The sequence below is a fragment of the Flavobacterium sp. KACC 22758 genome, from assembly GCF_028736135.1.
In the GTDB taxonomy this organism is placed as follows: Bacteria; Bacteroidota; Bacteroidia; order Flavobacteriales; family Flavobacteriaceae; genus Flavobacterium; species Flavobacterium johnsoniae.
Genome location: NZ_CP117878.1, coordinates 3,785,825 through 3,800,214, shown reverse-complemented (window position 1 = coordinate 3,800,214; position 14,390 = coordinate 3,785,825). Strand labels below are relative to the sequence as shown.

Annotated in this window: 2 protein-coding genes; both read left to right on the top strand. The window is 34.4% G+C overall.

Features of this window, described 5'->3' with window-relative positions:
- Window positions 1-70: 70 nt before the first annotated feature.
- Window positions 71-9,631 (top strand): non-ribosomal peptide synthetase, encoded by a 9,561-nt coding sequence (locus tag PQ462_RS15865; RefSeq protein WP_274250719.1) that lies wholly within the window; start codon window positions 71-73, stop codon window positions 9,629-9,631.
- Between the two features lie 6 nt (window positions 9,632-9,637).
- Window positions 9,638-14,362, top strand: a complete 4,725-nt coding sequence (locus PQ462_RS15860; protein ID WP_274250718.1) for a non-ribosomal peptide synthetase — start codon at window positions 9,638-9,640, stop codon at window positions 14,360-14,362.
- The last annotated feature ends 28 nt before the right edge of the window (window positions 14,363-14,390 follow it).

Below are 14,390 nucleotides of genomic sequence, written 5' to 3'. Positions count from 1 at the left end.
TTTCTAAGGCCAAACCAATCATTAACAAATAAAATAAAGATCTGGTAATCCCGGATTTAAACTAATTTTTATGAAAAATGACATCTTAAATAAACTTCTTTCTCTTGGAGTTCAGCTGAAAATAATCGATGGTAATCTTAAAGTAAATGCACCAAAAGGAGTGTTGACAAAAGAATTATTAGAGGAGATTAAGGAACACAAAACCTATTTAATTAGTTTAATATCCTTTAATAAGTCTATTCCCAAAACTGAAATTAAAGAAAATTATGCCTTAACACCAACGCAATATTTTATGTGGTTTACACATGAATATTTGGGCGGAAAAAGAGCGTATAATATAACTTCAACATTAAAATTGAAAGGAAAGCTGAACGAGTTTCTTCTTGAAAAAGCATTTCAGAAGGTTATAGCCCGTCACGAATCGCTTAGAACAATTTTCAGGAAAGATGAAAATGATCAAATCCAGCAGTATATTTTAACATCAGATGAGGTTCATTTTAAATTGCAAAAGGCGTCATTACAGCATTTTTCTGTTGAACAGCTTCATAATCGTATCAAGTTAGAATACCTAAACACGTTTGATCTGGAAAAAGGACCTTTATTACGTGGTACTTTGTTAAAAACCAACGAAGAAGAACATATTTTAGTGTTTGTTTTGCATCATATTATTGGCGATGGATGGTCATTACAGCTCTTGACCCGTGAAGTTATGCTTGCTTATAACAGTCTGGCAAGTGCAGCGGAAATACATTTGCCAGAACTGCCAATACAATATAAAGATTACAGCGAATGGCTTAATAAAAAGCTTATCAGCGATGAATACAACGAAAAACTGGAGTTTTGGAAAGAACAGTTCAAAACCAAATCTCCCGCCCTTGAGTTAATTATAAATAAACGTCCGGCTGTAAAAACGTATAACGGATGCATTCATAATCATGAGTTTTCTAAAAAGTTTTTAGGAGAATTAAATGCATTTGCAAAAGAACAGCAAATGACTCTTTTCATGCTCTTAATGGGCAGTCTTAACGGATTATTTTATAAATACACAGGTCAGACCGATATTACATTAGGAACTACAGCAGCAGGAAGAGAACATACTGATTTAGAACATCAAATAGGATTGTATTCGAATGCATTAGCCATACGCACAAAATTTGACAAAGGAGATAGTTTTTTAGAGTTAATGCAAAAGCAAAAACATACTCTTATAAAAGCGTATGAAAATAAAGAATATCCTTTTACAGCACTTGTTAATCATTTAAAACCGGCAAAAGATCAAAGCAGATCGGCATTGTTTGATATTATGGTTTTACTGCAAAACCATCAGGGGCTGGAAATCAATGACCAAAAAGGAATCAGCGGAATTACAGCATCTGAATATAATGAAATAGAAAGAGGTGTAAGCCAGCTGGACATTAGTTTTGTTTTTGTAGAAAAAGAAAACGGACTTTCCTTAAGCGTAGAATACAATACAGATATTTATAACCAAGACTTTATTACAGCTCTTTTATCTCATTTTGAAGAATTTGTAAAATCAGGTTTACAAAATCCAAATCAATCCATAAATGCTGTTGAGATTGTAACTGCGGCAGAGAAAAATAAAATCCTTACCGAATTTAATAAAGAGAATGTTTCTGCTGAAGTTTCATTAACGGTAATCGATTTAATAAAATCGGCGGTTGCTGAAAATCCAGATAAAACAGCACTTATTTATCAGGAAGAAGAAATAAGTTACAGACTTTTAGATATATACAGTAATAAATTAGCAAACTACTTACAACAAAACCGCAATGTAAAAAAAGGAGATTTTGTTGGAATAGGACTGCAAAGAAATTCCTGGAGTATAATAACTATTCTGGCTGTTTTAAAAACAGGTGCTGTATATGTGCCAATAGATCCGGACTATCCAGAAGAAAGAAAAAAATATATAGAAAAAGACAGCGGCTGTAAATTTACAATAACAACTGCTGTATTAGAAGAATTTAAAAACGTTTCGGATAGTTTTATCGAGGAATTTGAAGCTGAATTTACTTCTAATGATTTAGCCTATATTATATATACTTCGGGATCTACAGGAAATCCAAAAGGTGTACAGATAACACATGCATCTTTGGCAGATTATGCGATGACCTTTAAAAACTATTTTCAGTTAAACCCGCAGGACAGCATAGTACAGCAGGCTAGTATTTCTTTTGATACTTCGATAGAAGAGATTTTCCCAATCCTTATAAGCGGCGGAAGTATGGTGGTTTATGATGGAAAAGGAGATTTCGAAACATTATTCGGTCTATGTGAAAATCACAACGTAACAATTTTAAGTACAAATCCATATGCATTACAATATTTAAACGGATCATACGACAAGTTTAATCTTAAAATAAGAATATTAATTAGTGGTGGAGATGTGCTGCAGCCTGATTATATTCATAATTTATGGAATCACATCGCAGTCTATAATACATACGGACCAACAGAAAGTACCGTATGTGCCACTTATTATCAGGTAACTGAGAAGCAAAATTCTGTTGCAATTGGAAAACCAATTTCTAACAGGAAAGTATATATTGTAGAACCTGAAAGCATTCAATTAGCACCTGTTGGTGTAGCTGGTGAACTCTGTATTTCAGGTAAAGGATTATCAGCCGGTTATTTAAATCAGCCTGAACTTACCGCTGAAAAGTTTGTACAAAATCCTTTTAATAAAGGAGAAAGAATGTATCGTACAGGCGATTTAGCATACTGGCTTCCTGATGGGAATATTGAGTATATAGGCAGAATCGACAGTCAGGTTAAAATTCGTGGATTTAGAATTGAGCTGGGAGAGATTGAAACGGCCTTACTTCAATATTCACAAAATGTAAGACAGGCAGTTGCCGCTGTAAAAGAAATCAACGGCGAGAAAGTACTGGCAGCTTATTATGTGAGCACACAGGAAATCGACAAATCTGATATCAGAACCTATCTTCAGGGAAAACTGCCAGAATATATGGTTCCCGGTTTTTATATAACCTTAGAGGAACTTCCTTTAACACCTAATGGCAAAACCGATCGTAAAGCGCTTCCTGAAATAAGCGGGGAAGACCTTATCAGAAAAGAATATACAGCTCCAAGAAATGCCGCAGAGCAGAATCTGGCTCAAATCTGGCAGGAAGTACTTGGCGTAGATCAGGTTGGTATTACGGATAATTTTTTCGAACTCGGCGGACACAGCCTTGTTGCGGCACAGGTCATTAACCGAATCCAAAAGCAGTTAAACAAAAAAGTTTCCTTTAAAGATTTCTTCTCAAACCCAACTATAGAAGCCTTATCAGCACGATTGAGCGATGCAGGTTATTTATCTATAACTCCTGCGCCAATTCAGGAAAGTTATCCGCTTACAGCTTCACAAAACAGGCTTTGGCTTTTAAGCCAGCTCGACGGCGGTTCTTTGGCGTACAATATTCCGTTTGCTTTTGAATTATCAGGAATTTTGGATAAAGATAAATTTGAAGCCTCGGTTGAAAAAGTAATCCATCGCCATGAAATATTACGAACTTATTTTAAACCAGACGAATCAGGAGAGGTTCGCCAGCATATTATTGCGGCAGAATCAGTTGATTTTAAATTGATAGAAAAAGATTTTACATCTGCAGATAACCAGCAGAAAGCAGTATCAGATTATCTTCAGGAGCAGAACAGTATTGCTTTTGACTTAGAAAAAGCGCCTCTGCTTCGTGCCGGACTTGTAAAGCTTGAGGAGCAGAAACATATTTTCTTTTTAACGATGCACCATATCATTGGAGACGGCTGGTCACTTGAACTTTTGGTCACTGAAACAGTTAAAATTTATAATGCCTTAAATGAGGGCAGAGAAGCTGATCTTCCGGTATTGAACATTCAATATAAAGACTATGCAGTCTGGCTTTCTAATGAGCTTGAGGAGGAAAAGCATCTTGTTTCTAAAGAATTCTGGATGAAGCAGTTTACAGGCGAAATTCCAGTATTGGATCTTCCTAGTTTTAATAAACGTCCGTTGTTGCAGACTTACAAAGGCGACAGTGTAAGTCATACTTTTTCGCAGACTTTTTCATACAAATTAAAATCCTATTCAAAAGCTCAGGATGCCACCTTGTTTATGACTTTAATGGCAGGAGTAAAAACACTTCTTTACCGTTATACAGGCCAGAATGATCTAGTTATCGGGACACCTATTGCAGGCAGGGAACATCCGGATTTAGAAAATCAGGCTGGACTTTACCTTAATACACTTGCCATAAGAACACAGCTTAAGCAAAAATCACATTTTGCATCAATTTTAAATCAGGAAAAAGAAACTCTGCTCGAAGCTTATCAGCATCAAAATTATCCTTTTGATGAACTTATAGGGAATCTGAACCTAAAGAGAGACATGAGCCGTTCCGCATTATTTGATGTTATGGTGGTGCTGCAAAATCAGTCTCAGCTTCAAAATCTTTCCAGCGGAGATGCATTAACAGGTCTTCAGATTAAGAATTATGAGTTTAAAAATAATACTTCACAGTTTGACGTAAGTTTTGTTTTTGTTGAAAAAGAAGAAGGGTTGTCTCTTACAATTCAGTACAATACAGATCTTTATGATTCGCTTTTGATCAAAAGAATATCTGCTCATTTTGAAAATTTAATGACTCAGGCATTAGAAAATCCTTCTCTTGCAGTTGAAGAACTGTCCTATATTACTCCAGACGAGAAACTTCAGGTAACAGAGACTTTTAATGCTACTGCTGCCGAATATTCTCGTGATAAGACTATCATAGATAAATTTGAAGAGCAGGTTTTAAAAACTCCGGACCGTACAGCCATTATTTTTCAGGATAAAGAGTTAAGCTACCGTTCATTAAACGAATTGTCTAACCAGCTTGGCGGTTATTTGAGAAAACATTATGATATCCAGCCAGATGATTTAATTGGTATTAAGCTTGAGAGAAGCGAGCGCATGATGGCGGCCATTTTCGGGATCTTAAAATCTGGTGCAGCCTATGTGCCTATTGATCTTTCGTACCCTGAATCCAGAATTGAATATATCGAAAAAGACAGTAACAGTAAACTCATTATTGATGAGGCGGTTTTTGAATCTTTCTACAGAGAAAAGGATCAATATTCGAAGTTAAATATAATGAAGAACAATACGCCTTCAAATTTAGCTTATGTAATCTATACCTCTGGAACTACCGGAAACCCTAAAGGGGTAATGGTGGAGCATACAGCCTTAGTAAATCGTTTAGAATGGATGCAGAATTTTTATCCAATTACCGAGGATGATGTTATTTTACAAAAAACAAGTTATTCATTTGATGTTTCTGTGTGGGAGTTATTCTGGTGGTCATTTACAGGAGCGAAGTTATGTGTATTAAAACCAGAAGGACAAAAAAGTCCAAAAGAAATTATTGATCACATTAAGAAAGATAAAGTTTCAGTTCTTCATTTTGTGCCTTCAATGCTGCATTTGTTTTTAGATTATCTGGAAGAAAACAAACATGAAATTCAAAATTTAGCAAGTCTTAAAAGAGTATTTGCAAGTGGAGAAGCTTTAACAGCAGATCATAACAGAAGCTTCTTCCGTCAGCTTCCAGACGTTTCATTAGTAAATTTATATGGACCTACAGAAGCGACAATTGACGTTAGTTATTTTAATTGTACCAAAGACCTGATATCGGTTCCTATTGGAAAACCAATCGAAAATATTCAATTGTTCGTTTTAAGTAATGACTTACAGCCGCTTCCGGCAGGAATTGTTGGCAAACTTTATATTTCAGGTATAGGATTGGCCAGAGGATATGTGAATAAACCTGAACTTACCGCAGAAAAGTTTGTACCCAATCCTTTTATTGAAGGAGAAAGAATGTACGATACCGGAGATTTGGCTTACTGGCGTGCCGACGGTAATATAGAATATATAGGCAGAATCGACCATCAGGTTAAAGTCCGCGGTTTCAGGATTGAGCTGGGAGAGATCGAAACGGCCTTACTTCAATATTCACAAAATGTAAGACAGGCAGTTGCTGCTGTAAAAGAAATCAACGGCGAGAAAGTACTGGCAGCTTATTATGTGAACACACAGGAAATCGACAAATCAGATATCAGAACCTATCTTCAGGGAAAACTGCCAGAATATATGGTTCCCGGTTTTTATATAGCCTTAGAGGAACTTCCATTAACACCTAATGGTAAAACCGACCGTAAAGCGCTTCCTGAAATCAGTGGGGAAGACCTTATCAGAAAAGAATATACAGCACCTAGAAATGCTGCAGAACAGGATCTTGTCCAGATCTGGCAGGAAGTGCTGTCAGCAGACCAGATTGGTATTACCGATAACTTTTTTGAACTGGGCGGACACAGCCTTGCCGCGGCACAGGTTATCAACCGAATCCAGAAACAGTTAAATAAAAAAGTTTCTTTTAAAGATTTCTTTTCAAACCCTACTATTGAAGGCCTTTCAGAACAGCTGACTGATGCAGGTTATTTATCTATAACACCTGCGCCAATTCAGGAAAGTTATCCGCTTACAGCTTCACAGAACAGGCTTTGGCTTTTGAGCCAGCTCGACGGCGGTTCCTTGGCGTACAATATTCCGTTTGCTTTTGAATTATCAGGAGTTTTGGATAAAAATAAATTTGAAGCCTCGGTTGAAAAAGTAATCCATCGCCATGAAATATTACGAACTTATTTTAAACCAGACGAATCAGGAGAGGTTCGCCAGCATATTATTGCGGCAGAATCAGTTGATTTTAAATTGATAGAAAAAGATTTTACATCTGCAGATAACCAGCAGAAAGCAGTATCAGATTATCTTCAGGAGCAGAACAATACCACTTTTGATTTAGAAAAAGCGCCTCTGCTTCGTGCCGGACTTGTAAAGCTTGAGGAGCAGAAACATATTTTCTTTTTAACAATGCACCATATTATTGGAGACGGCTGGTCGCTTGAACTTCTGGTTGCTGAAACAGTTAAAATTTATAATGCCTTAAATGAGGGCAGAGAAGCTGATCTTCCGGTATTGAATATCCAGTACAAGGATTATGCATTCTGGCTTTCGGGCGAGCTTGGAAATGAAAAACATCAGGCCTCGAAAGCATTCTGGATGAAACAGTTTTCGGGAGAAATTCCGGTGCTTGATCTTCCAAGTTTTAATAAGCGTCCAAAAACACAAAGCTACAAAGGGAACAGTATCAGCCATACTTTTTCGCAGACTTTTACAGATCAATTGAAATCCTATTGCAAAGTACAGGATGCCACTTTGTTTATGACTTTGATGGCAGGAGTTAAAACGCTTCTTTACCGTTATACAGGTCAACATGATATTATTATCGGTACACCAATAGCGGGAAGAGAACATCCGGATTTGGAAAATCAGGTAGGACTTTACCTTAATACACTCGCCATAAGAACCCAGCTTCAGGAGAAAGCAGGTTTTTCAGAAATCTTAAAGCAGGAGAAAGAAACTCTGCTTGAAGCCTACCAGCATCAAAATTATCCTTTTGATGATCTTATCGGCAGCCTGAACCTGAAACGCGACATGAGCCGTTCTGCCTTATTTGATGTGATGGTGGTGCTTCAAAATCAGTCGCAGCTCAAAAACCTTAACAGCGGTGACGGATTAACAGGCCTTCAGATTAAGAATTATGAGTTTAAGAGCAGCACATCGCAGTTTGATGTAAGTTTTGTTTTTACTGAAAATGAGGACCGTCTGTCCCTTACCATACAGTACAATACAGATCTTTATGATTCCCTGCTGATTGAAAGAATGTCTGCCCATCTGGAGCTTTTAATGACCGATGCTTTTAAAAATTCTACCCTTACAGCAGATGAACTGTCTTATATTACCCCTGAGGAGAGACTTGAAGTGACACAGACTTTTAATGCTACTGCTGCAGACTATTCGCATGATAAAACGATCATAGATAAATTTGAAGAACAGGTTTTAAAAACTCCGGACCGTACAGCCATTATTTTTCAGGATAAAGAGTTAAGCTACCGTTTATTAAACGAATTGTCTAACCAGCTTGGCGGTTATTTGAGAAAACATTATGATATCCAGCCAGATGATGTAATTGGTATTAAGCTTGAGAGAAGCGAGCGTATGATGGCGGCCATTTTCGGGATCTTAAAATCTGGTGCAGCCTATGTGCCTATTGATCTTTCTTACCCTGAATCCAGAATTGAATATATAGAAAAAGACAGTAACAGTAAACTCATTATTGATGAGGCGGTTTTTGAATCTTTCTACAGGGAAAAGGATCAATATTCTAAGTTAAATATTGTAAAAAATAATACTCCAAAAGATTTAGCTTATGTAATCTATACCTCTGGAACTACCGGAAATCCTAAAGGGGTCATGGTGGAGCATAGAAATGCGGCAGCTTTAATTGACTGGTCAATAGAAGAATATGCCAATAGCACATTTGATATGGTTTATGCTGTTACGTCATATTGTTTTGATTTATCGGTTTACGAGTTCTTTTTTACGCTAACAACGGGAAAAACATTACGTGTTTTAAAGAATGCATTAGATATAGAAACATATATCAATACTGATAAAAATGTATTATTAAATACAGTTCCATCAGTAGTTAGAAAGTTATTAGAAGATAATGCCTCTTTAGAAAATATTAAAGTGCTTAATATGGCAGGAGAAATATTGCCAACAGATATTATCGATCAGCTCCCATTAGAAAAAATGGAAGTCAGAAATCTTTACGGCCCATCTGAAGATACTACTTATAGTACTTGTTATCTAATAACTTCAAAAGCGAACAGGACTATTTCTATTGGACGTCCAATATCGAATACGCAGGCATGGATATTAAATGAATCACTTTTGCCAGTACCAACAGGTGTAACAGGAAAAGTGTATTTATCAGGAAATGGAGTGACAAGGGGTTACTTGAATAAAGCAGATTTAACAGCTGAAAAATTTATAGACAATCCATTCATTCCCGGAAAAAAAATGTACGATACCGGTGATTTAGCATATTGGCTGCCAGATGGGAACATAGAATTTATAGGCAGAAAAGACCATCAGGTTAAAATACGCGGTTATAGAATAGAACTTGGCGAAATTGAAACTGCTGTCTCAAAATATTCAGAATTAATAAAACAAGTCATTTTAGAGGCAAAAGAAATTAAATCAACTCAAAGTTTAGTCGCTTACTATACTGCTTCAGAAAATATTAATAAAGGAGAATTAAGAAATTATCTTCAAAATGTACTGCCAGAATTTATGGTTCCCGGGTATTATGTGCAATTAGAAAAAATGCCGCTGACTCCAAATGGGAAAATAGATAGAAAAGCACTTCCTGATATATCTGGTCAGGATGTAATAAAAAAAGAATATACAGCACCAAGAACAGAGACAGAAGAAATATTAGTTTCTATTTGGCAGGAAGTCTTAAAAGTTGACAGAATTGGTGTAACTGATAATTTCTTCGAATTAGGCGGTCATAGTCTTATTGTAGGACAGGTTATTAACAGAGTTAATAAATATTTTGATGTATCAATTAATATAAAAGAGATTTTTATGTCTCCAACAATTGAAGTACTTGCTCTGAATATAGAAAATGCAAAATGGATAGAAGAAGCTGTTTTAGAAGATTCTGCTACAAAAATACTTATATAAAAACATATGGAAATACGTTTATTTATTAAAAGGTTAAGAGAAGAAGGAGTAACGTTAAAACTGAAAAATGATCAGTTGGAAATAAGCTTACTTAATAATCATATTGATGATGAAACACTTTTGCTGCTCAAGAAACACAAACAGGAAATCATAGATTATTTTTCGACTATGTTGTCAAAAAATAAGATTAATGAAATTCCGCTGGCTAAAAAAGCAGCATCCTATCCGTTAACTTCATCTCAAAACAGGTTTTGGGTTGTAAGCCAATTTGAAGCAACTTCCCTGGCTTATAATATGCCGGTTGCTTTAAAACTTAAAGGCGAATTAGAGGTATTAAAATTTGAAGAATCTTTTCTTTATCTTTTAGAAAGACATGAAATTCTGCGCACCTCTTTTAAATTAAATAAAGATGGCGAACTGCGTCAGTTTATAACTCCAATGGAAGATTTGGGTTTCAGTCTCAATTATATTGATTTTAGTTCAAATGATGAAAAAGAGCCTGCAGTAAAAGAATATATTGCAAGTCAAAATGCTATTCTTTTTAATCTTGAAAAAGCACCATTACTGCGTGTTTCGTTGATTAAAACTAACAAAAATGAATATGTTTTTTTTATGACCATGCATCATATTATTGGTGACGGCTGGTCATCTGAACTGATTGTAAAAGAAATTGTAACGATTTATAATTGTTTAATCGAATCAAAATCTATAAGCCTGCCTGAATTAAGAATTCAGTACAAAGATTATGCATCATGGTTAAATGAAGAATCTCAACAGCAGTATTATAAAGCATCAGAAAAATACTGGCTGAATCAATTTTCAGGTTCGATTCCAGTGATTGAATTGCCAGCATTAAATAAACGTCCTTTGGTGAAAACCTATAATGGAGATTTTTTTAATTATCAATTTTCAAATTCATTTTTAGAGAAACTAACTGCTTTTTCACAAAAACAAAATGTTACTTTATTTATGACTTTAATGTCTGGAATTAATGCGCTTTTAAGCCGATATACCGGACAGCAGGATATTATAATTGGCTCTCCGGCTGCGGGCAGAGAACATCCTGATCTTGAAAATCAAATTGGACTTTATCTCAATACTGTGGCTTTTAGAACAAAGATTGATAAAGATTTTAATTTCCTTGATTTACTTCGCCATCAAAAGGAAGTAATATTAGGAGGGTATGAGCATCAGAGTTATCCGTTTGATGAATTAACAGATAAACTGGAACTCAAAAGAGACAGCAGCAGATCTGCATTATTTGATATTATGGTTGTGCTTCAAAGCCAGGCTAAACTTAATAATTTTGAAAGTAATACACTAAAAGGTTTAGAATTTAAAGAGTATCAATTAAATGATAAAACATCAAAATTTGATTTTATTTTCTCTTTTACAGAAACCGATTCTTTATCATTAGAAATAAATTATAATACAGATATTTATGATTTTTCTTTTGTTGAAAAAACAGCAGTTCATTTGGAGCAGTTATTAAGTTCAATGATAGATCAGCCAGAGCTGAAAATCCAACAGATAAATTATTTAAGTCCAAAAGAAAAACATAAACTATTAATTGATTTTAATAATACAGATATCACGTACCCGAAGGATAAATCTATCGTAGAATTATTTGAGGAACAAACAGAGAAAACACCAGATCATATTGCTGTTGTTTTTGCAGACAGGCAGATCACCTATAAAGATCTTAATGAACAAGCAAATGAATTAGGACATTATCTAAGAAATAATTATCAAATAAAACCCGATGATTTTGTTGGAATTAAATTAGACAGAAGCGAGAAATTAATCATTGCAATTTTAGGAATTCTTAAAGCCGGAGGTGCTTACGTTCCTATTGACGCCAATTATCCAGAAGAAAGAATACAATATATTGAAGCTGACACATGCTGCAAATTTATAATTGACACTGAAAATTGGGATCTTTTTAAATCTGATCAAACAGAGAATGCCAAAGAAAACCTTCCGGGTATAAATTCTCCAAAAGATTTAGCATATGTCATTTATACGTCTGGAACAACTGGTAATCCTAAAGGTGTGATGGTAGAAAACAGAAATGTGGTTAGACTTGTAAAACCGGGAGCTTATTTTCCATTAAATGAAAATAATGTGCTTTTGAGTACTGGAGCTGTTTCTTTTGATGCCACAATAATAGAATATTTTGGCACATTGTTAAACGGAGCCAAACTTGTAATGGCCAAACAGGAAGACCTTTTAGAAACTGTTAGTTTAAAAACAATCATTAGAAAAAATAAAATCAATTGTCTCTGGATGACAGCTTCATGGTTCAGCCAGGTTGTAGACAGCGATATTGAAATTTTTGAAACTATCGATCATGTAATTGCAGGCGGTGATGTCGTATCTCCTATACATACAAAAAAGCTTTTTGATACTTTTAAAAATATAAAAATAACAAACGGATACGGACCAACAGAAAATACAACATTTTCTTTAACCCATCCAATTAAAGCTAATGATACTGCCTCAATTCCTATTGGAAAACCTATTGAAAACAGTAAAGCCTATATTTTAGATGAATATCTTCAGCCAGTACCTGAAGGAGTTGCAGGAACATTGTATGTAGCAGGCGATGGCTTATCACGCGGTTATTTAAATAAACCAGAATTAACAGCAGAAAAATTTATCGATAATCCATTTCTTGCCGGTACAAAAATGTACAATACCGGAGATTTAGGAAAATGGCTTTCAAATGGAGATGTAATTTATTTAGGAAGAAATGATGATCAGGTAAAGATTCGCGGACATAGGATAGAATTGGGTGAAATAGAAAGAAATATTGTTGATATTAAAAACATAAACCAATCGGTTGTTGTAGTAAATGAAAGACAAGGCGATAAGTATATCGTAGCTTATTATGTTTCGGAAAATAAAATTGACAAGAAAGAAATACAAGAATTTTTATCAAAAAAACTACCGGATTACATGCTTCCGGCTTACTATATCCAAATTGAATCTATTCCGTTGACCTCTAACGGAAAAGCAGATAAAAATGCTCTTCCAACTGTTACATACAATGATTTAGTTGAAACTGAATTTATAGAACCAAAAACGGAAATTGAGATAAAATTAGCCAATATCTGGAAAGAAATCCTGACAATTGAAAAAGTAAGTTTAACAGATAATTTTTTTGAAATAGGAGGTCACAGTATTAAGGCAATGAAATTAATTTCAAAAATTAAAGAAGAATTTGAAGTTAGTTTTAAAATCAGTGAAATCTTTACAAACTCAACATTATTATCTCAGGCAGAAAATATTGCTTCAAGAGAAATTGAGGCAAAGAATGCAATTCCGGCAGTAGAGTCAGAATCAGATTATCCGGTTTCATTTGCTCAAAGAAGATTATTGCCGGCAAGTCAGATAGATGAAAGCTCTGTTGCTTATAATATTCCAACAACTTTAGTAATTAAAGAAGGTTATGACCTGGATTTGTTTGTTCAGGCCCTGCATGCAGTGGTTGAAAGACATGAAATTTTGAGAACTGTATTTAAGGAAGATGCAAATGGAAATTATACGCAATATATAAAGACATCTGAAGAATTAGGACTTACGATAAATTTGTATGATTACAGTCAAAATCAAGATCCTTATAGTGAGGTTTTTGAATATGTTTCTAAAGATTCATTTAAACCTTTTGATATTAAAAATGGACCTCTCGTAAGATTTGCTCTGCTCAAAGTTGACGAAAGCACGTTTGTATTTTATAGTAATCTTCATCATATTATTTTTGATGGCTGGTCTTATAAAGTACTTAAAAGAGATATAATGGCATTTTATAATGCTTTCAAAAATTCTGAAAAACCTATGCTGCCTGAACTGCGTATTCAGTATAAAGATTTTACAATCTGGCATTTAAAAACTGTAAAAGAAGACGATTATATAAAACAGAAAAATTTTTGGAAAAATCAGTTTCAGGGCGAAATACCAGAACTGAATTTGAATTTTGCAAACAAGAGGCCAAATCTTAAAACGCATAACGGATCAATGCTGACTTATTTAATTCAGGGAGATACTTTTAAAAGCTTTATAGATTTAACCAATACCACAGGAACAACTCCCTTTTTAAATCTGCTTGGTATTGCCTCAATGATTTTATACAGGAATTCTCTTCAGAAAGAAATTATAATAGGAAGCCCCGTTTCTGGAAGAATTCATCCGGATTTAGATGATCAGGTTGGTTTTTATGTTAATACACTTCCGATAAAAATACTTTTAGAAGAGGAAAAAACATATTCAAATTTAATTAAAACAATTAAAGAAACCGTACTGAATTGTTTTGATAATCAATCCTATCCTTTTGATGTGTTATTAGAAGATCTCAATCAAGGTAAAGATTTATCCAGAAGTCCGCTTTTTGATATTATGCTTACTTTAAATGAATATGAGGGAATTAACGAAAATTCAATTAAAGAAGGTCAATTCAATGAAGAAAAAACAATAAGCAAATATGATCTTCTATTCGAATTTGACTTGTTTGAAAACAATCTTCAGTGCCGTTTTACTTATAATACTGATTTATTTGAAAAACCTGATATAGAAAAGCTGATAGAGGATTTTAAAAACCTGCTTAATAAGGTATCAGAAAACCAAACGCAGACTTTAAACGATTATCTGAATTTAATAATAAGTCAGGAAGAACTTTCAGAACAAGAAGATTTTTTAAATGCAATTATTTCAGAAATCAGCGAAGAGTTTTAAAACAAGGTATTACTAATAAAAAAATAAG